15 protein-coding genes and 1 pseudogene are annotated in these 21,556 nt (G+C 62.4%); 11 read left to right on the forward strand and 5 right to left on the reverse strand.

Going from position 1 to position 21,556, the window contains the following annotated elements; genetic code table 11:
* Window positions 1-296 precede the first annotated feature (296 nt).
* Together MAAFP003_RS12490 and MAAFP003_RS12495 are read left to right on the forward strand one after the other, a co-directional pair.
* Window positions 297-3,671, forward strand: a complete 3,375-nt coding sequence (locus MAAFP003_RS12490) for a DEAD/DEAH box helicase (protein ID WP_243393892.1) — start codon at window positions 297-299, stop codon at window positions 3,669-3,671.
* Between the two features lie 14 nt (window positions 3,672-3,685).
* Window positions 3,686-4,501 carry a hypothetical protein gene (locus tag MAAFP003_RS12495; RefSeq protein ID WP_133160854.1) on the forward strand — a complete coding sequence of 272 codons (816 nt, stop codon included), beginning with the start codon at window positions 3,686-3,688 and terminating at the stop codon, window positions 4,499-4,501.
* Window positions 4,502-4,973: 472 nt separating this feature from the next.
* Here MAAFP003_RS12495 and MAAFP003_RS12500 read toward each other — a convergent pair whose 3' ends face one another.
* Window positions 4,974-6,245, reverse strand: coding sequence for a glycosyltransferase (locus MAAFP003_RS12500; RefSeq protein ID WP_165796361.1), 1,272 nt, complete (start codon window positions 6,243-6,245; stop codon window positions 4,974-4,976).
* A 379-nt stretch (window positions 6,246-6,624) separates the two neighbouring features.
* On the opposite strand from MAAFP003_RS12500, the gene MAAFP003_RS12505 reads away from it, so the two are divergent.
* Window positions 6,625-7,893, forward strand: a complete 1,269-nt coding sequence (locus MAAFP003_RS12505; protein ID WP_096287355.1) for a glycosyltransferase — start codon at window positions 6,625-6,627, stop codon at window positions 7,891-7,893.
* 75 nt (window positions 7,894-7,968) lie between these two features.
* Here the strand turns inward: MAAFP003_RS12505 and MAAFP003_RS12510 are convergent, their stop codons facing one another.
* Window positions 7,969-8,694, reverse strand: a complete 726-nt coding sequence (locus MAAFP003_RS12510; protein WP_096287357.1) for a class I SAM-dependent methyltransferase — start codon at window positions 8,692-8,694, stop codon at window positions 7,969-7,971.
* 248 nt (window positions 8,695-8,942) lie between these two features.
* Here MAAFP003_RS12510 and MAAFP003_RS12515 point away from each other — a divergent pair, with 248 nt between their 5' ends.
* From MAAFP003_RS12515 to MAAFP003_RS12535, 5 genes are all read left to right on the forward strand, one after another.
* Window positions 8,943-10,211: a glycosyltransferase gene (locus tag MAAFP003_RS12515; protein ID WP_096287359.1), complete on the forward strand. Its 1,269-nt coding sequence runs from the start codon at window positions 8,943-8,945 to the stop codon at window positions 10,209-10,211.
* A 410-nt stretch (window positions 10,212-10,621) separates the two neighbouring features.
* Window positions 10,622-12,250, forward strand: a complete 1,629-nt coding sequence (locus tag MAAFP003_RS12520) for a condensation domain-containing protein (RefSeq protein WP_096287361.1) — start codon at window positions 10,622-10,624, stop codon at window positions 12,248-12,250.
* A gap of 62 nt (window positions 12,251-12,312) precedes the next feature.
* Window positions 12,313-12,519 (forward strand): hypothetical protein, encoded by a 207-nt coding sequence (locus MAAFP003_RS12525; protein WP_096287363.1) that lies wholly within the window; start codon window positions 12,313-12,315, stop codon window positions 12,517-12,519.
* Window positions 12,516-13,976 carry a hypothetical protein gene (locus tag MAAFP003_RS12530; RefSeq protein ID WP_096287365.1) on the forward strand — a complete coding sequence of 487 codons (1,461 nt, stop codon included), beginning with the start codon at window positions 12,516-12,518 and terminating at the stop codon, window positions 13,974-13,976. The genes MAAFP003_RS12525 and MAAFP003_RS12530 overlap by 4 nt, the downstream gene beginning before the upstream one ends.
* Window positions 13,977-14,147: 171 nt before the next feature.
* Window positions 14,148-16,334: an arylsulfatase gene (locus tag MAAFP003_RS12535; RefSeq protein ID WP_243393893.1), complete on the forward strand. Its 2,187-nt coding sequence runs from the start codon at window positions 14,148-14,150 to the stop codon at window positions 16,332-16,334.
* A gap of 67 nt (window positions 16,335-16,401) precedes the next feature.
* On the opposite strand, the gene MAAFP003_RS12540 is transcribed toward MAAFP003_RS12535, so the two are convergent.
* The gene (locus tag MAAFP003_RS12540) at window positions 16,402-16,980 is read right to left on the reverse strand and encodes a PaaI family thioesterase (RefSeq protein WP_096291089.1); all 579 of its coding nucleotides are present in this window, start codon (window positions 16,978-16,980) and stop codon (window positions 16,402-16,404) included.
* 382 nt (window positions 16,981-17,362) lie between these two features.
* Between MAAFP003_RS12540 and MAAFP003_RS12545 the strand changes: the two genes are divergently transcribed.
* Window positions 17,363-18,037, forward strand: a complete 675-nt coding sequence (locus MAAFP003_RS12545) for a PadR family transcriptional regulator (protein WP_096287369.1) — start codon at window positions 17,363-17,365, stop codon at window positions 18,035-18,037.
* On the opposite strand, the gene MAAFP003_RS12550 is transcribed toward MAAFP003_RS12545, so the two are convergent.
* Complete coding sequence (locus MAAFP003_RS12550) at window positions 18,034-19,737, reverse strand: 3-ketosteroid-delta-1-dehydrogenase (protein ID WP_096287371.1); 1,704 nt, start codon at window positions 19,735-19,737, stop codon at window positions 18,034-18,036. The genes MAAFP003_RS12545 and MAAFP003_RS12550 overlap by 4 nt on opposite strands.
* A gap of 102 nt (window positions 19,738-19,839) precedes the next feature.
* Here MAAFP003_RS12550 and MAAFP003_RS12555 point away from each other — a divergent pair, with 102 nt between their 5' ends.
* Window positions 19,840-20,982 (forward strand): 3-ketosteroid-9-alpha-monooxygenase, oxygenase component, encoded by a 1,143-nt coding sequence (locus MAAFP003_RS12555; protein WP_096287373.1) that lies wholly within the window; start codon window positions 19,840-19,842, stop codon window positions 20,980-20,982.
* On the forward strand, window positions 20,982-21,269 hold the full coding sequence (locus MAAFP003_RS29585) for a ferredoxin (RefSeq protein ID WP_096287375.1): 288 nt from the start codon (window positions 20,982-20,984) through the stop codon (window positions 21,267-21,269). The genes MAAFP003_RS12555 and MAAFP003_RS29585 overlap by 1 nt, the downstream gene beginning before the upstream one ends.
* A 25-nt stretch (window positions 21,270-21,294) precedes the next feature.
* On the opposite strand, the pseudogene MAAFP003_RS29590 reads toward MAAFP003_RS29585, so the two are convergent.
* Window positions 21,295-21,452, reverse strand: a pseudogene (locus MAAFP003_RS29590) (integrase core domain-containing protein); the annotation flags it as partial.
* Window positions 21,453-21,556 lie beyond the last annotated feature (104 nt).

A 21,556-nucleotide genomic window follows, 5' to 3' on the forward strand; every position in this document is an offset into this window, starting at 1 on the left:
TCTTTTCGCGACCCTTACGGCTCACGGATCAGGCAGTACGTTCGGCGGAGCTGGTTGGTCGGCACGCCATCACGGTAAGACCGTCCGCCGCCAAAAGTCCGGCACGACACCTGACCGATATGCGACGAAGACCGACACCTTGTCGGTCCGAGGTGATACGACTGGCCGCGAGCTTGCTTTCAGCGAACCGGAACCGGGGGAGTTGCGATGCGGGTGCCATCAGGTTGGTACCAAGGCCATCGACAATGAGAAGAGGAGAGATGGTGGGGCGGCAACCGATTCGGCAGGTGACAGAAGTGACAGGCACCTTGACCAACCTGTTGGCCCAACTCGACCCCGAAAGCAAGAAGCGCAAGGGCGACCAGTTCGAAGCCATCTGCATGTGGTTCCTGGAGAACGACCCGCGCTTTAGGCACCTGGCCCAGGTGTGGCTGTGGGACGACTGGCCCGACAACTGGGGGCCTGACAACGGCATCGACCTCATTGCAAAAGACAACGAGGGGCGCATCTGGGCGATCCAAGCCAAGGCATACGAGGCTAACTACTGGATCAAGAAGGCCGATGTGGACACCTTCTTGACCGAGTCCGGACGCAAGTTGATCGACTACCGGCTGCTGATCGCCACGACCGACCACCTGGGTGAGAACGCCGAGCGGGTGATTGACAGCCAGGAGAAGCCAGTGACGTTCCTCGGCCTGTCGAAGATGGTTGCCGCACAGGTCAACTGGCCCGCCTTACTATCGGATCTTGTGGCCGCGCCGCTGCCGCCGAAGCGACCAGAAGGCCAGTGGGCGTATCAGGGCGAAGCGATGAATGCGGTGGTGGATGGATTCAACGAGTCCGACCGCGGGCAATTGATCATGGCCTGTGGGACGGGTAAGACCCTGACGGCTCTGTTCGTCAAGGAGAAGCTGGGGGTCGCCCGCACACTCGTGCTTGCCCCGTCGCTGTCACTGCTGAGCCAGACGCTGATCGAGTGGACGGCCAACGCAAAGGTGGCCTTCGAGTACCTGCCGGTGTGCTCGGATGAGACCGTTGCGGACTCGACGATAAACAGCGCCAGCGAGTTGGGCGACCGGGTTACCACCGATCCTGTCAAGATCGCCGACTTCCTGCGCACGGCAGGTCCCCAGGTGGTGTTCGCCACCTACCAGTCATCGCCGGAAGTCGCCGCCGCGTGCGCGCTAGACGGGGTGGCCCCCTTCGATCTCGTCGTTGCCGATGAGGCGCACCGCACCACGGGACTCAGGACCTCGGTGTTCGCCACCGTTCTCGACGACGCGAAGATCCCGGCGACGCGGCGGCTGTTCATGACTGCGACCCCGCGCTACTTCACCGGGCGAGTGATCGGCGAGGCGTCGGCGTTCGACTTCGCGGTCGCCTCGATGGACAACGAGGCCATCTACGGTCCTGTGTTTCACCGCTTGCCGTTCTCCGAAGCCATTGGACGCGGCCTGCTCACCGACTACCAGGTCGTCGTGATCGGCGTCGATGAGGCCGATTGCCACGAGATGGCCGACAAGGCCAGATTCGTTCGCTCCGAAGGCATCAGGAACACCGACGCCCGCACGCTGGCCGCACAGGTCGGCCTCGGCAAGGCGATGAGGCACTACGACCTGCGCCGGGCCATTAGCTTCCATTCAAGGGTCATTGGTGCGCGGAAGTTCTCTGGATCGTTGGCCGAGGTGATCTCCTGGATGCCTGGTGACCAACGCCCCACCGGTGAAGTGTGGGCGAGCTATGTCTCGGGCGAGATGTCCGCCCGCCAACGTGCGATGCGGCTGCGCGAACTCGGCAACATCGACACCGACCACCGCGGGCTGCTGTCCAACGCACGCTGCCTAACCGAGGGTGTCGACGTGCCCACTCTGGACGGCGTGGTCTTCATCGACCCGAAACGGTCCGAGGTCGACATCGTGCAGGCCGTCGGTCGTGCCATCAGGTTGGCCCCCGACAAGACCGTCGGCACAATCGTGATCCCGGTCTTCGTGAGCAGCCGCGAGGACCACGAGACCGTTCTGGACGACTCGTCGTTCAAGACAGTCTGGGAGATCGTCAAGGCTCTGCGACTACATGACGAGGAGTTGGCCGATCAGCTCGATGCATTGAGGCGAGGTATGGGCTTGCGCGGCGGTGGTCAACCGGTTCTGCCGGAGAAGATTCACCTCGACCTGCCCACCCACATCACCGTCGACTTCGCACGGGCCTTCGACACTCGACTTGTAAACAGCGTCACCGCTCCCTGGATGGAGTGGTTTGGGTTGCTGCAGAAGCACTACGAGGACACCGGCACGACTCGTGGTCTGCCACAGGGCAATCTGCTCGATAGATGGAGCCAGAAGCAACGTTTCCTCTACCAGAAGAACAGACTTCTCGCGGATCGCGCCGAGCTACTGAGCAACTTGGGGGACTGGAGTTGGGAGCCGCGTAACGACCGGTGGGAGAGGATGTTCGAGCTGCTGAAGCAGTTCATAGAAGAGAACGGCCACGCACTTGCACCTAACTCCGACGCGCTCGGACGATGGGTTGTAAGGCAGCGCAGCAGGGTTGACGATGGCACTCTTCCCGCCGAGTACCGAGACCGGCTCAACAAGATCCCGGAGTGGACATGGGACCCCAAAGGTGATCAATGGGAGGAATGGTTCAGCCGACTCCTGCGCTACGTCAGTGAGAACGGTCATGCCAGCATCCCGAAGTCGTACACCTTCGACGGCTACCCGCTTGGTACGTGGGCCGCGAAACAGCGCGCTAGACGCGCCCGAGGTGTACTCCGATCCGACCGTGAGCAGCGACTAAAGGAACTGCCAGGATGGTCATGGGCAGTCAAGGCCGACCAGTGGGAAGTGGCCTTTCGCCTACTTCTGGAGTACGTCAGGGCCAATGGCCATGCTCGCGTTCGTGCGTCTGACGAGGTCGACGGCGTCCGACTGGGCAGATGGGCAATTAAACAACGAGCCTGGCGTGCCAAAGGGGACCTTCCTCCCGACCGAGAACAACGGCTAAGCGATCTGCCGGGCTGGTCGTGGAACGTCGGCGAAGACCAATGGGAGGAGGGCTTCGGTCGCCTTCTGGAGTACATCAAGGTCAATGGTCACGCCCGCATCAAGGCTGCCTTTAAGACCGAGGACGACTATCGCCTGGGCCAGTGGGTCACCGTTCAGCGTCAGGAACGCACCCGAGGAACCCTAGAAGCAGACCGTCAGCAACGGCTTCAAGACATACCTGAATGGACCTGGGACCCCCTCGCTGATCTCTGGGAAGAGGGTTTCCGGCACGCGCAGGAATACGCCAAGGTCAACGGTCACGCCGCGGTTCCGCAAAACCACGTAGCGGACGATGAGTACGCCCTCGGAGCTTGGATTGCCACCCAGCGATTTAAGTACAGTAAGAACGCCCTTCTGGCCGAACGCGTGCAGCGTCTGAGTGATCTCACCGGCTGGGTCTGGGACACCCGAGCCACCAAGTGGCCGGAGGGGTTCGGGAAGCTCCAGGAGTATTACGGAGCGAACGGCACCACTCGCGTCTTGCAGACATACAAGGCCCCGGACGACTATCCACTCGGAACATGGGTCAGCACACAGCGCGGCACCTATCGCAAGGGTGCCATGCCCGCCGACAGAATCGCGCTTCTGGAAAACCTGGGCGATTGGACATGGGACACACGCGCATGACCGAGCAGGCCGACATGGGTGAGGCCGCCAAGGCTGCGACCGAGTGGGAGCGAGCGATTGCTGAGGGCTTGCGATATCCGGGGCTGGAGGAGCACCGTGCCATCGAGTTCCTGGCAGCCACCGACGACGGCTCCGCCATAGACGGCTGGCACTGGCTGATCGAGTGGACGACGACGTCGTTCTACATCAAGTCGATGAACCCGGCCATCCAGGGAGCCAAGGTCAGCATCCATGGGCCCGACGCCCAGCACCCAGGCCGAGAGCACTTCCGCTTCGACGTTGAGAGAACGAATCCCGATCGCGCCGCAAGGGCGACCCGTGCTGGTGGGCGCTGGCTCACCGACACCAGCGACTTGCCCTACCTGTTCACTGGTCGGGGGGTGAGCGAGCACGTCGATCACATAGTGCGTTTCAGTGCGGGACACGACGCGTTCGTTGCCGGAGCGCCTCCTGCGCACGGTTCCGACTGGCCGAAGGAGAAGGCGACCATGAGAGGTCTTCTGCCGATACCCGGCGAAGGGCGCGTCATCCACGTGGACGTCTTCGTCAGCTACGACGGCGACCCCTATTGGCCGAATACGGAGGCGATCCGTGCTCAGCGAGCGGGGTTGGGGTTCATGACCAACTCATTGGGCTGGAAGCTCTCGGTGGTCGTCTTCGACCGCCCCACTGGTTCCGAACCCGACCCGTGTGGCGACTTTCGCAGCGAATTCTCTGTAGATCGGTGCTTTCGCGGCATAGCCGCAACGGTCGATGACACGGGCCTACTTTGGCTGTGCGAGAAGCTCTTTCCCTTCGATGAGGTCGAGGAACCGAGGCCAGACTGTTGACACCGAACAGTTCACTGGGAACGCCCTGGTGTTGCAGAGGGCACGGTGACGGCTTCATTGCCCGGCGTTGTCGGAGTCATGGGTAAGGCCGAATTGATGGCATACCAAACGACCACTACGGTTAGTTGGCGAATGGGATGCACGAGTGCCTCGACGCCGCCCGTCGACGTGCTGAGGAGGGCGTCACGCCTGGCCGACGCGACGAGTCGCCTTGCGGCACAGCCCGCCTACTCGTCGTCATGGATAGCAACGCGGATAGCAACGGCACCCGATTCGGGGACATCCACCATCGTCCGTCGGCGTCCTCGAAACGTGTGTGACCTCGCTGAACGGGACACCGGCGAACACATACGGACCCCTTCGACGACACTGGGGGTCAAGTGGTCGCAGGTTCAAATCCTGTCAGCCCGACACAGGTCAACCCCTTCCCGCCGGCTGCGGCGAAGTCACGCACGTAGCGACAAGATTCTGACTAGACTAGCCGCCCCACACCGGCGAAATTTTCGGCCAGATCTGCCGCCTTGGCGGCGCTTTGGGCGGCAGTCGTCATCCGGCTGGCAAGCTCGCGAGCTCGGATTGCGTACTCAGGTGCCAGGATCCGGCGCAGGTCTGTGACGAGCGATTCACGGGTGGTGCCCGCTAGGCGACGGTGTGTGCCCACCTTCAGGCGTCGTTTCACCTGAGCTCCCCAGATCATCTGATTAACGTCGACGGAGAGGATCAACGTCGGTATTCCGGCTCGCAGACTTGCCGCTGTGGTGCCCGACCCGCCGTGGTGCACGGCAGCGCGGCAGGCAGGAAAAATGGACGCGTAATTCACCTCGTCGACCACCTTGACGTGATCGGAATGCGGGATGCGGTCGAAGTTGCTTCGGCCGGTGCAGATCAGAGCGCGTTCACTCAGCTGTGCGCAGGCGCCGCTGATCATTTCGATCGTGTCGACCGGAGAGTCCACTGGCATGCTGCCGAAGCCAAAGAAAATGGGCGGTGTTCCCGCAGCTATCCATGATGCGGCTTCCTCGTCGGCGCTCGTCGCCAATTCCAACGTCAGTGCTCCCACGAAGGGCCGTTGAGGCTGCCATTTTGCCCATTCGGCTGCCAGGCCCGGAAAGACAACCTCGTCGTACGCCTGAATCTCCAAAGATCCCCACTCGGCAATTCGCTGCGGAGAGCCGCACGTTGCCTTGGCTAGGCCGAGTTTGCTGCGCTGAGCATTCTCGACTCTCTTGATCGCGCGCCACCACAACCAGTCGTGCACCGTCAGCGCGAGACGCGAGGCCGGGGCCGGCACGATCGCCACCACCTGGCCGTTGGGCCGCATCGGGACGTGGTGCAGCGTGACCAACGGAAGGCTATGATATTCCGCCACATTGGCGGCGATCTCCTGGTACGTCTGCCCGGCGAGCACCAGGTCGGCTCCGTACGCCAGCGATGTCAGCGTCTCGTTCATCTGCACCCAGGCCTGGGTACTGATCTCCCACAGTTGACGTGCCCACTCCGATTTCTCCCGAACGCTGCCGAACGCGTTGACTCGGGACGTGAAAAAGCTTCGGAACATATCCAGCCACGCCCGCGTCTCCGATCCGTAGGGCATCGCGGTAAGCCCTGCCGATTCCGCGAAGCCAACTAGGTCGGGCGGGACTGCGATGGAGACGCCATGCCCTCGACGCTGCAGTTCGCAGCCAACAACAATCGACGGCTCTATGTCACCCCGAGTTCCATAGCTTGCCAACACAAATCTCATTGCGTGTTCAAACTTTCGGTTGTCGCGCCCTGCGCCGACGCATCGCTGCTGCCCCCGGCCTCCCATTCCCGGTTGTGCCAGAGCCTAGACACTCATGGACGGCGAAGGTCCGTTTCCGTGTTACTCAAGTCGTGCAGGTCTTGCTAGTTGTTGCACAAGCCTGGCGCTCGGGATCCAGGCTGGATGTACAACCGAATGGTTAGTTGGTCGGCGCGACCGATCGACTAGCCCAAAGTTGGATAGTCGGATTCCGCGAGCGAGTGCAACTCTGAAACGACAGCGGGCGTCCGGTTATGCTGCGGTCGCCTGAGCCGCGGGCGCTGCACCGCCGCTTCCAATCCGACGATGTGCCAGGGGAACTGAAGGGTCAAGATCCGCGATGAAATTTGTGCTCGCAAATTGGGGGACGCGCGGCGAGGTCGAGCCCTACCTCACTGTCGGCCGTGAGCTACTGAGGCGCGGACACGACGTGACGATGGCTGTCGCGCCGGAGATGGTCGACTTCGTCGAGTCGATCGGTCCGGCTGGGGTCGCTTACGGGCCCGAATTGAGGGTCATCCTGGACCCGCACCGCGACTACTGGACCTACTGGTTCGCCAACCCTTGGAAGCTTCGGAAGCTGGACAGGATGTGGCGGCAAGTTGTGGAACCGCTTACCCAATGCCGGGCGGAGGTCAGCAGGACGCTGACGTCGTTGGCAGATGGGGCCGACCTGCTGGTGACCGGCATGAACTACGAAGACACGGCCGCGAACGTCGCAGAGCACTGCGGGATTCCGTTGGCTACGCTCCACCACTTCCCCTGGCGGATCAACGGGACGATGGTTCCTTTCGTGCCTACACCCTTGGGTCGCGCCGGGATGACGGTCTACGAGTGGTTATTGTGGCGCGGATCGAAGCAGGCCGACGCCGCGCAGCGCCATGACCTAGGTCTGCCGGCAGCCACAAGCCCGTGGACGCGGCGGATCGCCGAACGGGGATCGCTGGAAATTCAGGCGTACGACGCGGCCTGCTATCCGGGACTGGCAGCCGAGTGGTCGAAGTGGAACAACCAGCGGCCGTTCGTTGGCGCGCTGACCTTGGAGTTGCCCACGGACGCCGACGCCGACGTCATGTCGTGGATCGCCTCGGGACGGCCGCCGATTTGCTTCGCGTTTGGCAGCGCTGCGGTTGAATCCGCTGCCGACACCCTCGCCATGATTGCCACAGCGTGCGCGCATTTGGGTGAGCGGGCGCTGATTTCGGAAGCGGGGACCGACTTCAGAAGCGTCTCGCAGTTCGACCACATCAAGGTGGTCGACGCCATGAACTACGCGACGGTCCTGCCCGCCTGCCGCGCCGTCGTTCACCACGGGGGCGCGGGCACCACGAACGCGGGTCTGCGCGCAGGTCTCCCCACGCTGATTCTGTGGACGTTGCCCGATCAAGCAATTTGGGCGGCTCGGATCAAGCGGCTGAAGTTGGGCAGGGGGCGGCGTCTTTCCACAACTACTCAGGAATCGCTGGTCTCGGACCTGGACACCATTCTTGCGTCGAAATACCGAACACGGGCTCGCGAATTCGCTTCAACGATGACCAAGCCCGCAGACAGCGCTGCGGCCACCGCCGATCTTGTTGAGAATTTCGCCCGCTCCAGGTGGGTTCGCTGATCGGGAATCTCCTTGTAGACAGGCGAACTCAGTCGTGAGGTGTGTAGGTAGGTATCCGGCGGCAGGAAAGTATTGTCAGCATTCAGAATTAAGAAATTCGTCGAGGTAGGCGGGTGGCTTCAGGTTGAGCAATCGGTTCCGGTCCGCGGCAAGATCTGCATATTGAAGTGCTTCGACTTGTGCATCCGAGTAGGGCAGCAGCGTGCTCGGAGCTCCCCTTCGTATGACGCCTACGCCGAAATCGCAAGCAAGCACAGCCATCCGTAGGTCCCCCCGGGTGCTGCGCAGTAGAACGATTGCTTTCCAGACATCGCCGCTCCAAAGGATGGCCAAGGTGCCGGACGTGGTGAGTCCCCGGGAAACATCCCTCCAACGATGCCGAGCGCGAAAATCCGCATACGACTCCGCGGGGCAAGCGATCGAGGCACGCGTGGGATTGCAGTCGTGTACGAGAATGACACCGTCGTCGCGCAAGTAGCGCAGCGTGTTCTCAACGTCGCGTACGACTTGTCGGTAGGTGTGGAGTCCATCGATGAAAGCGACATCGATACCGCGCTGTTCGAGGAACGCCGTTTCGTTTGCGAAGAAAGCGTCGCTACTTGTTTCGAAATAGTGAGTAGCCGATGACTTTGCCGCAGCGCGCTCGCGGGTACGCGCCGAGAGCGCGAAGGCTGGATCGACGGCGATCTTCTCTTCGGCGGCTATGTGTCGAAACGCCGTTCCGGTCGACACGCCGATCTCGAGGTAGACGCGTCGCCGCCTGCCGTCCAGCGCCCTCTGCACGGCCTTGATGCGGTTCATGTGAACACCCTACGAGGATGCCTGGGTCCATCCGAGGATTGGAGCTACCGGCATGCCGGGCCTCGATCCGGCGCAGCGAAACATCCACCCCACCGGCGTCAACGTGGATTCGCCCCGGAGGGTCCGTCGCTCCCGGCTTTGCCGCTCCGGTCGGAGCGAGCATCCTATAAGCCGCAGTGCCGAGGACTTTGACCGGTACCATTGGCCTCGCCTACGCGCGCGTGACAGTTGAAAGGCCCGGATTTGCAATGAAATTCGTGGTGGCGAGCTACGGATCTCGCGGTGATATCGAGCCCTGCGCCGCCGTCGGCCGCGAGTTGCTGCGCAGAGGGCACGAAGTGTTTATGGCCGTCCCACCCGACCTGATTGCGCTGGTCGAATCGGCTGGGCTCGCGGCGGTCGCCTACGGCACGGACACGCGCGAATATATGGACGCACAGCGCAGGTTCTGGACGTGTTTTTTCCGCAGCTTCTGGAGGATCCGGGACCTGATCAGGTTGGGGCGCGAGGTTTCCGCCCTGTCTGTCCAGTGCTGGAACGAGGTGTGTGCGACGTTGACATCGCTAGCCGATGGGGCCGACCTGCTCTTCACCACCATTCCTTTTGAACAAGCCGCATCGAATGTCGCTGAGTACTACCACATTCCGCTGGCAACCCTGCACTACTATCCGATCCGGCCCAACGGGCAGCTGCTCCCAGTCGTGCCTGGGCCGTTGATCCGCTGCGCGATGGCGGTATCCAAGTGGCTCTCGTGGCGAGTGAACAGGGGATTCGAGGACGCGCATCGCCGTGAGCTGGGCCTGCCGAAGTCAACAAGTCCCACATACCGGCGAATCGCCGAACGGCGTTCGCTGGAGTTGCAAGCTTACGACGAGTTTTGTTTCCCTGGATTATCTGCCGAATGGGCGGAATGGGGTGATCGACGGCCTTTTGTGGGTGCACTGACGATGGATTTGGTCACGGATGCCGATGACCACGCGCGGGGCTGGATAGCCGCGGGAGCGCCGCCGATTTGCTTTGCGTTTGGCAGCATACCGGTCGAATCTCCGGCCGCCACAATTGAAATGATCAGCCAGGCCTGCGCATCGCTAGGCGAGCGAGCTTTGATTTGTGCGGGTGTAACCGACTACCCCCAGGTCCGGCATGCTGACCACGTCAAGGTGGTGGGGTCGATCAATTACGCGGAAACGTTTCCCAATTGCCGCGCGGTGGTCCACCACGGGGGCGCGGGCACTACGGCCGCAGGCTTGCGCGCAGGTGTCCCCGAGCTGGTCCTGTGGACCGAACACGATCAACCGATCTGGGGAGCGCAGGTGAGGCGTCTGAGGGTGGGGACCACTCGTCGCCTGTCGACCACTACCCGGGAGTCGTTGGTTTCAGACCTGCGCCGGATTCTCAAACCGCAATGCACCGCCCGTGCTCGTGAAGTCGCCGCACAGATGACCAAACCAGCTGAAAGCGCTTCGGCGGCCGCTGATCTAGTCGAGGGCTTCGCCCGTCTGGGGCGAGTTCGGTGATCGGGCCAGGATGAATCGGCCCGAGTGCCTCTCCGCAAGGTTGGTCGCGAAGTATGGGAATTACTATCCCGGCGCTCCAAAAGCCGGGACCGGTCGCCGTGGGTTGAGTATGGTTTGGACCGGCTACACAGGTAGATCAGGCGCTACAGGGGGAGTCGGTGTTCGTCGATTCGTCGCCAAGCACAGGTGATTGTGTTGTCCTCTTACCCGACGAATCGAAACACAACGTGCGGCCGAGGATCTCCGGCGCCGTAACCGGCGCTAGGCGGCTAATTTGGGTATGATTTACCGCGCCGGATTCTCGGAATGCGTCGGACGGCACCCGACCGGTGTAGAGCGTAAGCGAGCGCGACACGCCGCCGACGGTCAGGCCATTTATCTGCAAAACCGTTCAGGAGTTATGGCTTCGGATGGATCTTGATCGCGAAGCGCTGCCGCTCACGCGTGGGCAGTTGGACATATGGCTGGCACATGAAATGGGCGAGGGTGGCGCAGAGTGGCAGCTCGGTCTGTTGGGGAGAATCGACGGCACGGTAGACCGCGATCATCTCCATCGGGCAATTCGCCAAGCGGTGCACGAGGCCGAACCGGGCAGAGCCGCCTTCTTCGAGATCGATGGGCAGGTTTTCCAACGGGCTGTCGAATATCCGGATACGCCGTTGGATTTTTACAATCTGATCGACTCGGATAATTCCGCACAAAAAGTGCACGAGATATCGTTGGCGATCCAACGAGCACCGATGCCGCTCACCGGACCCCTTTTCAAGTTTGCGCTATTTCAGACTGATCTCAATGAATTTTATCTGTTCGCATGTTGCCACCACATAGCCATGGACGGGCTGGGTATGGCGCTCGTCAGCCGCCGAGTCGCCACTGTCTACTCCGCGATTGCTTCCGGTCAAACGATCCCTCCGAACCCCTTTGGTTCGTTGCAGGACCTAATCGACTGCGAGTCGGAGTACGAAGCGTCCGCCGACTTCATTGCCGACGAGGCCTACTGGACGACCAAGCTTCCAATCGATCCTGGCTCGCACTATCGGGCACTTAAAGCCACTGGCGAATCAGAAAGTATCCGGCCTTCAGCGCGGGTTCGGCTGGACCCGTTGGTCGTCGGCCAACTGAAATACCTCTCCAAGGATTTGCGCGTCCGGCGGTATTCGTTGATCACCGCCGCGTGTGCTCTGTTGGTGCGTGGATGGGGCGCCGACGGTCCGGATGTGGCGCTCGACTTTCCAGTCAGCAGGCGAGTAACCCCGGCGTCGACAATGCTTCCCGGAATGCTCACAGGCGTTTTACCGCTGATTTTGAAAGTTGCGCCCGACGTCACGATCGCCGATTTTTGTCGGGATGTCGACTCACGCATTCGGGAGTTGTTGCAACATCAGCGGTTTCCGCTGAATGCTCGCGGCGGCGAAGGCGCTCTTTCAGGCAGGCGGCAGGCATCGAATCGGTTGGCAGTCAATTTCATTCCGTCCCGACTCATGCTGGACTTCGCCGGCGTCCCGGCGACGGCGACATATACCAGCCACGGCCCGGTAGATCACTTCGGGTTCTTTTTCCAAGGTTTTGGGGACCACCTTGATCTCAGCGCCGCTGGTTCCGGGATGCCGTTTTCAAACTTCAGCGTCTCAGACTTAGCGCGACGACTGCAGCAGGTGTTGGTGGCTATGGTCGATGAGCCGGGGCGGCGGTTGTCGTCGATCGATGTGATTGGTGAGCGGGAACGCAGCGTGCTTGCCGGGTGGGGTAATCGGGCGGTGTTGAGTGCTCCGTCGCCGGCATTGGGGTCGATTCCGGTGGTGTTCGCCGAGCAGGTGGGCCGGTCGCCGGGGGCGGTGGCGGTGACGTGTGGGGGCCGCGGACTCACCCCGCCGCAGCACCGGCGAGGTACGAATCAAACGGGCCATGCGCACCAGCACAGGACCCTAAAACACAACACGAGTGTCAAGGATCAACCGAAACAGAAACGTCACCCATCAACCGACTCTGAACAGCGCTGTGATACCTCGGTTGATGCTCAACATCCCGGTTTCGGGTGATGGCTGACAGTGTTTCGGCTGATGGTTGACAGCTACTTCGGTTGATCCTTGACACTCCCGAGATGAGGGAGTTGCTGCACGTGGCCGGGCTGCGGTCTGCGGCCGTGTTGGCGGTGATCGGTGGTGGGTCGTCGATTTCGCAGGTCGCCGAGAAAGTGGGAGTGTCGCACGTTGCACCGGTCGCATCGGCCGGCGAGTTGTCCGCACCAGATGCCAGCGGTGGCAAACCTGTTAGCCTGCTCGGTGCACTGTCCCGGGAGGACGATTGAGCGCCGACACCACAGTACGTACCGCCGTGGTCTTCGTGCATGGTCTGCGCGAGCGCCGGCCAATGGACACCTTCGACGACTTCGCCAAGACGGTGTTACGCCCGGGCGACGAAGGTTGGGAGTACTACTCCCATCCCATCGAGATCACGGATTCCTACGAGGCGCGCCGCTACGTTGCGCCGTCGATCGGAGTCGAACTCTTCGAGTACGACTGGTCGTTTCTGATGAAGAGCCCCCGGTATGCCGGATTCATGGCAGCGCTCGCGCGGGTGTTCCTCCGCCGACCTCGGCACGTGCCCGACCAGTTGTTTGGTATCTGGCGCCTGATCTGGCTGGCTCTGCTCGTCCCGCTCACCGTGCTGGCGGTGCTGTTTGTGGTGGGCGGCTACTTCCTCCACACCGGGGTGGCCGGATGGATCATCGGCCTCGCCACCAGCGTGGTGGTGGTGACCATCGGGCTGGCCTTGCTCCGCATCGCGCCGCGTGCGTTGACCCGCAGCTTTCTCACGATGGGCTTTGTCAACGTCGCCCGTTACTTCGACCCCTTGCCCGAATCTCACGCGGCCAGGCGGGCGATCCGGGGTGGGCTCGTCGACCTGTTGAACACGCTGCACCAAGGCCGCTACGCACGCATCGTCGTGGTCGGACACGGCATCGGCGGCTACATCGCCTATGACTCCCTAACCACGTTGTGGGACGAAACGCACGAACTCCGCGCGGCACCGGCCGAGGGCCCCGGTGGCCTCAAGTCGTTGGGCGGCCTCGAGAAAGCTGCCGACCGGCTGGCGGCCGACGCCGAATCGCAGGCTGCACTCGACGATTTCCGGGCCATGCAGTTCGGCCTGTGGCAGGACGTGCGAGCGCAGGGAAATCCCTGGCGAATAACAGATTTCGTAACTGTCGGCACCCCGATGGCGCTGGCCGACCTGTTCATAGCGCGACCGCCGATCCTCGGCGGTCTCAGCTCCTCCGACGGGCGGCGGCGCGAGTTGTTCGACGGGCTGACCCGCAGGGGCGTGGTGGTCAGTTGCCCACCTCGGTCGGAGGCGTTGCCTGTCGACACCGTCGGGAACGGACCGGCGAGCTACGGTGCGTCCGGTGTGCTGGGAGCGCAGTCCCCGTTCGCCGTGACCCGGTGGACCAACATCTGGTTTCCGGTGCGCCGAGGCAGCGTCCGCGGTGACTGGTTCGGCGGTGTACTTCGCCCGTTGTTCGGACCGGGCATCCGCGAGATCGTGGTCAGCGGTAACCGGCCCGAACGGCTGCGCCCGGGGACGGCGCACACCCAGTACTTCAAGCACCCCGATAGCGACGCCGAGGGCGACGTGGCGTTCCACCTCCGCGAAGTTCTTCGCCTCGGCGATCATTCGGGCCTCGACGCCTCGATCACCGCACCGGAGCCCGATCCCACGATGGTCGGTCGGATCGTGTATCGGTCGTGGCAGCGCAGTATGTGACCAGTCACGGCGCGCCGGCGAAGGCATGTTCACCGGGCAACGCGGCGCGGTTCAGCGATAAGGTGCGATCCTATGGCGCAAGAGGTTACGAGCGAGCTCGATCGCACCACGCTGCCGCTCCCTGACACACCGACGGGCGGCAGAGCGGCACGAACGATTTCTGATTCGGTGATGCCCACGATCACGCCCATCCGGCCGCCGCAGGGCGCACCGAATGTCGTGATTGTCCTGCTCGACGATGTGGGGTTCGGGGCAACCGCGACATTCGGCGGTCCGGTCCCATCGCCAACCGGTGACGCGTTGGCACGGGAAGGTTTGCGGTACAACCGCTTCCATACCACCGCGCTGTGTTCGCCGACGCGGGCAGCATTGCTCACGGGCCGGAATCATCATGTGGTGAACACCGGCAATATCACCGAGTGGGCCACCGGATACGACGGCTATAACAGCATCATCCCGAGATCGGCCGCCACGGTTGCCGAGACGTTGCGGCTCAACGGCTACAGCACCGCGGCGTTCGGAAAGTGGCATAACACCCCGGTCTGGGAAGTGAGCCCCAGCGGCCCGTTCGATCGGTGGCCGACGAGCATGGGTTTCGAAGAGTTCTACGGGTTCATGGGCGGTGAAGCGCACCAATATTATCCGGGCTTGTACCACGGAACGACGCCGATCGAGCGTCCCGAAGACGTCGAGAACTACCACCTCACAACCGATCTCGCCGATCGGATGATCGAATGGGTGCACCGGCAGCGGTCCATCTCACCGGACCGGCCGTTTTTCGCCTACTGGGCTCCCGGTGCGACCCACGCACCGCACCACGTCGCACCCGAGTGGAGCGAGCCCTTCCGAGGCCAGTTTGTCCAGGGCTGGGACGCGCTACGCGAGGAGATCTTCGCTCGCCAGAAGCAGCTGGGGGTAATCCCCGCGGACGCGGAGTTGACACCTCGTCACGAGTCCATTCCCGCATGGGACTCGATCTCGCCGGATCGGCAGCGCATCGCCTCACGGCTCATGGAGGTCTACGCGGGCTTCTTGGCCCATACCGACTACGAGATCGGGCGCATCGTCGCGGCGCTCAAAGACATGTCCGAATGGGACAACACGCTGTTCTTCTACATCATCGGCGACAACGGAGCCGCGCCGGCCGGCGGAATCGATGGTGTCTTCAACGAAATGGTGGCACTGAACGGACTCCAGGAGGACGTCGCGGTTGTGCTGTCGAAGATGGACGAATTCGGCGGGCCGAAGGCAAGCAACGAGTATCCGGTCGGATTCGCGTGGGCGATGTGCACGCCCTTCCAATTCACCAAGCAGTTCGCCAGCCACTTCGGCGGCACCCGCAACCCGATGATTGTGACCTGGCCCGAGCGACTTACCGACAGGGGCGGGCTGCGTTCCCAGTTTCACCACGTCATCGACATTGCCCCCACCATTCTGGAGGCCGCCGGCATCCCGGCGCCGACGGTTGTCCACGGTGTGGCCCAAAGGCCCTACGACGGCCTCAGTATCGCGTACACCTTCGACAGTGCCGCAGCCGAAGATCGTCGCCGCACACAGTATTTCGAGATCCAAGGCACCCGCGGGATTTATCACGAGAATTGGATCGCGTGCACCTACCACGGCAAGATCCAGTGGAAGAAAAGCCCACTGCCAGAGTTCAGCGATGACCGCTGGGAGCTCTACGACCTGAGCCGCGACTACAGCCAAGCGGTCGACCTATCCGCCGAACATCCGGACAAGCTCGCCGAACTACAGGCATTATTCGACGCCGAAGCCGAGAAGAACGCCGTCTTTCCCCTCGATGACCGCGGACCGATCCGCGCGATGGGTGCCCGTCCCACCATTCTGGGGCAGCGGTCTTCCATCTCGTTCAGTCAGGGCGCTATTCGCATGCCCGAGGACATCATTCGCAGCACGTTCAACCGGTCGTATTCGATCACCGCGACGATCGACACGCCGGGCGGCACAGCCGTGGAAGGCGTTCTGCTCGCAGCCGGCGGCTATTTCGCGGGGCTGTCGCTGTATGTGCAGAACGGGCGGCCCACGTTCACCTACAACTATTTCGGGTCGACGTACACCACCATCACCGCATCGGAAATTCTGCCCGCCGGCGAAGCCACCGTCTCGGTCGAATTCGACTACGACGGTGGCGGTTTAGGCAAAGGCGGGGTGGCGAAGCTGCTGCTCGACGGTCTCGACGTCGGTGACGCGCGCATCGAGCGCACGGTGCCCTTCGGGTTCAGCGCGGACGAGGGAGTCGACATCGGCATCGATGGCGGGACACCGGCCGCCGATACCTACGAGGGCACGTTCCCGTTCAACAGCATCATCAATGTGGTCACCATCCAGCTGCGATAAGCGGCGCAGCCAACCGAACGGGGACGAGGGCAGTGCTGTGCGCCCAACGTGTCGACGCGGTATCTGCTCAACCCCTCGGATGAATGAACACCCCTTGCGCCGAAACGGTCACGCCGTCGCTGTCTTTGAGCTGTCCGGCGGCGAAAGTCTTCACTCCTTCCACGCGGTCGATCCACGCCTCGGCTCGAAGAAGTTTGTGAAGGGGGGTTCCTCGGTGGTAGCGCAGCGTCAGTGTCCCGGTATAAGCGGGCCGACCCGGTTTGTGGGCGGTGGCGCCGAGCACGTGGTCGAGGATCACCGCGCAGACACCGCCGTGCACATGACCCGCCGGTCCTTCGTAGGCTGCGCCGAAAACACATTCCGCCCAGACGGATCCGTCCTTTTCCTGGTGAACCACCAGCGGGGGAGCCGAGGGGTTGCGACGACCGATCACCACATTTCCCGAAGCCGCGCTTTGTCCATCGCTGCTGCTCCGTTGGCCGAACGATCCCGGCATCTGTACGGCGCTCAATCGTGCTGTAATGGCGTCGATCTGGGCTGCGGCAGAGGCAACAGCATCGGGCTCCAATTCGGTTCGGATTGTCGCGTCAATCAGGTTGCGAACCGCGATAGCCAAATGCTCGTATGCCGATGCGGGATCAGTCATCTCGGACTCCAATCCAAGGTGTCTGCGCCGGCGCAACCAAAACGGTGTTTCGTCTGGCCCGGCGCGGAGGGCCGGGTCGTCGCTGTCGCACCCAGCACACGGTAAGCCGGGGTCGCGTTGTCGGCCACACAGTGGATGCCGAGCAGTTGGATTCGCCGACTGTGTGGCGACTGGTTGTCAAGGTGGCCTAACCGGTCGCTGCGGTAGGTGATGGTCATGATTGGGGGTTCCACAGGGGCGGGGCACGCCTCGACGGGCCGCTCTTCAATTTCGGTGGTCATCCCCTAAGAGAATGAAACGGGGAGAAGCCCTTCCAGAAGAGGGTGTCCCGTCCAGCGGTCAGTTCACGGAGCCTTCTGACCCCTGCTGTTAATCTGGCAAAATGGGTGAGCCCGACGGTAAGCAGGCTAAGGCGACACTTGCTGCCACCAGTTGGGCGTTGCTGGGCCTGCTGTCCTACGAAGAGGAAGTGTCTGGCTACGACCTTAAGAAGTGGATCGACTGGAGTGTCGATCTTTACTATTGGAGCCCGTCGAATAGCCAGATCTACACCGAGCTGAAGAAACTCCAAAGTCTGGGTCTGGTGACGTCACGCATCGAGCACGACGAGGGCACCCGTACCCGACGGCTGTACAAGATCACCGCGGCCGGGTTGGACGCCGTCACCGATTGGACCAACAACGCCCCGGTGGATCCCCCGGTGCTCAAGCACAGTGTGCTGATGCGGGTGACGTTTGGCCATCTAACGAGTCCGGCTCGGCTCAAGGAATTGTTGCAGGAGCACGTGGCCTATGCCGAAGCCAGGCACCGCAAAGCCGTTGAGGATGCCGAGGGCGCCGAAGCGGAACCGGCCTGGGCGTATTCGGTGCTCGCCCTGCGCTGGGCGGCCAAGTATTACGCCGCAGAACGCGAGTTTGCACTGGAACTGATCAAAGACATCGACGAAGCCGACGCCCTCATGCAGAAGGCGAAAGGTGATTCGACCAAACTGCGGCCCACGCCGGGCTATTGGCGTGAGATAGAAAAGCAGGTTCAGGCCAAACGCGCAGCCGACTAAACAGCGCCGGCTGCATCGCGGGCCGCGATATAGCCGTACACCAACCCCTGGGCGATCGTTGCGCCCGCGCCCGGATAGGTGGCGCCAAAGGCGTTGGCGGCGGTGTTCCCGATCGCGTACAGGCCGCTGATCACGCCGCCGTCCTCACGCAGCACCCGCGCCCGCTCGTCGGCCTTGAGACCACCGCAGGTACCCAGGTCGCTGAGCACCATCTTCACCGCATAGAACGGACCTTCGACTAGCGGACGCAGGTTGGCATTCGGCGCGATCGTCGGGTCACCGTAATAGCGATCGTAGGCGCTGCGACCCCGACCGAAGTCGGGATCCACACCCACAGCGGCGTTTTCGTTGAAACGCGCCATCGTCTCGTTGAACTCTTGAATGGCAACACCCATGCGTGCGCCGAGTTCGCGCAGGCTCTCGGCGCGCACTGCGATACCGGCGTCATACCAGGTCTGCGGAATCGGCATCCGCGGAAACAGTTCGGCACCAAAGACATAGCTGTTGCGATATTGCTGATCGAAGATGAGCCACATCGATTCGACCGGCTTGCCCGACTGCTCGAGTTCGAGCAGTCGCTGGCCGAACGACATGTAGTCGCTGGACTCGTTGGCAAACCGTTGACCGTTGTGGTCCACGATCAGGCAGCCCGGAAGGGAGCGTTCGGCCAGCAGCACCGCGGGCGCCTTGCCGGGCAGCGGCGCGATCGCGGGAAACCACCATGCCTGATCCATCAAGGCGATGTCCGCGCCCAGCTCTTGGGCCACGCGGATGCCCTCACCGGTGTTGGAATCGGCGCCCAGGCTCACGTTGGCATCCAGCGACTCGGACTGAAATTTCCAGCGCATCTCCATGCTGTGATCAAAACCGCCGGTGGCCAGCACTACCCCTCGCCGGGCGGTGATGGTGACCTCGCGGCCACCATGGTCGACGACTGCCCCGCTGACACGCTCACCACTGCCAACCAGACGCCGCAATGTGGTGTCAGTCCACACTGGGATTTGAGCGCGCAGCACACCGGCGAACAGGGCCGCGGCAAGGGCTTGGCCGCCCGCGGCGTAGTGCCGGCCGAGTAGCCGCCCACCGAGCCCCTGAGCCACTCGCTTCAGCAGCGTCGGAATTCCTTTGCGCGGCACACGCGCAACCAGATTGAGCCAGCGGTAGTCAGCGCCTGTGGTCGGGATAGCGAAACCCGTCTCCATGATCCCCGGCCGCAACCGGCTGCGATATTCACCCAGGATCGCCGTGTCCAGGGGCCGGCACTCGCAGGTACGTCCGGCGGCGCTGCCACCGGGTTCCTCCGGGTGATAGTCGGAGTAATCGCGGGCCCAGAACAGGCGCATCGGTGTGGTTCGCACTAGTAGCTCGACGGTCGCAGACACATTGTTCAAAAAACCCGCGGAGCGTAGCGGCGGTGCTGAACCGGCGACGACGGCGTCTAAGTAGGTGGCGGCACGTTCGGCGGTGTCGTTGGCGCCCGCCTGGTTGAGCACCGGCCCGGCGGGCAGCCAAAGCGCGCCACCGGACCGAGCAGTTGAGCCGCCGACGTATGACGACTTCTCCACAATCAGCACTGACAATCCCAGCTCCCGGGCTGCCAACGCTGCGGCCATGCCGGTTCCCGAGCCGATCACCAGCAGGTCAACAGTGGTGTCGGCTACGGCAAGGCCATCGGGAATCGTTGTGCTCAGGGTGGTCACATCGGCAACGGTAAAGGGCCAAAGCCCCTGGCAGGAAGATGCGTCCTGATGAGTGGAACACGTCCTCTCCAGCCGCACGGTGCTCGGGGTTGAATGAGGCCCATGAATTCCCAGCCTGACGCCGACGGGGTTCGGCTTATCGAAGCGAATACCGCGCCAACGCGATTCGCCCGCGGATGGCACTGCCTCGGCCTGATTAAAGAATTCAGCGACGGCAAGCCGCACGCGATTACTGCCTTCGGTCAGAAGCTGGTGGTGTTCCGTGGCGCCGACGGGCAAGTCAACGTGCTGGACGGCTACTGCCGCCATATGGGCGGGGATCTTTCGCAAGGCTCAGTTAAAGGCAACGAGGTGGCATGCCCGTTCCATGACTGGCGCTGGGGTGGTGACGGTCGGTGCAAGCTGGTGCCCTACAGCAAGCGCACACCGAAACTGGCTCGCACCCAGGCGTGGACCACGCTGGAACAAGACGGCATGTTGTTCGTGTGGAACGATCCGGAGCGCAAACCGCCCGCTCCGGAGGTCATGATCCCGCGTATCAAGGGCGCCACCAGCGATGACTGGACCGACTGGCACTGGTATACCACCGTGGTCAACACCAACTGCCGCGAAATCGTCGACAACGTCGTTGACATGGCCCACTTTTTCTACATTCACGGCTCTTTGCCCACGCATTTCAAGAATATTTTCGAAGGGCACGTGGCCACCCAGTACATGAACAGCGCAGGCCGACCCGACCTCGGCAGCGAGGAAGGCCCACATTTACTCGGCACGACATCAGTGGCGTCCTACTACGGCCCGTCTTTCATGGTCGACGACCTGACCTACCACTATGAACAGGGCGATCATCACACCGTCTTGATCAATTGCCACTACCCGATCGACGCGAATTCCTTTGTGCTGCAATACGGCATCATCGTCAAGAAGTCGGAGACGCTGCCCGATGACATCGCGACGCAAACCGCGATCGCCCTGGGGGACTTCGTCAAGCTCGGATTCGAGCAAGATGTGCAGATCTGGCGGCACAAGGCCCGCATCGACAACCCCCTCCTTGTCGAAGAAGACGGTCCGGTCTACCAACTGCGGCGCTGGTATGAGCAGTTCTACGTCGACGCCGCCGACGTGCAATCAGATATGGTGGACCGCTTCGAATTTGAACTGGACACCACCCGCCCCTACGCGGCGTGGATGAAAGAGGTCGAGTCCAATATCGCTGCGCAGGCGACCGCCAAAGATCCGGTGTGATGACGCTGGCGCCGACTGTAAGGGAAGACAACCGCCTCGCCGATATGCCCATGTTGCCGGTGGCATGTCGGCGCTGCCAAGCGCGAGTGCACGTCCGCAAAAGCAGCTGGAACCAGACGAGCGTGCAGTGGACAGCCCCAGCCCTGGCTCGCTGCGAGGAGCGCGTCGCCGCTACACAACTGGCCCCATACGGCGGGTGCAATCTATTCCTGTCATGTTCGGCTTTGACCGAGTCGATCATCGACGCCGTGCGAGCGGGGGCGCTACCGGTAGTCGATGGCGGGTGAGTGGCACCTGTTTGGTGCCTAGTCGCTATGAGGCTTGGGGTCGGTGGGTCGTCGTCCGCTGTAGGGCGAACCCGGTTGATGTGAGTCCGCCGTTGGCGCAGTGGGTCGGTTGTCGTTGTAGTCACAGGGCTGGTCTTCGATGATCACGCGGGCTTCGAGCAGGGAGTCGAAGCGCCACGAGTTGTTCGTACCCGAGCCACTCTTCCCAGGCGCCCGGCAGCTATTCGCTGGCGCCTAATGGCCGAACTAAGGCCATCCCGCTGAGTGGTCAAGGCGCATTCCGAGGG

This window comes from Mycobacterium ahvazicum (genome assembly GCF_900176255.2).
In the GTDB taxonomy this organism is placed as follows: domain Bacteria; phylum Actinomycetota; class Actinomycetes; order Mycobacteriales; family Mycobacteriaceae; genus Mycobacterium; species Mycobacterium ahvazicum.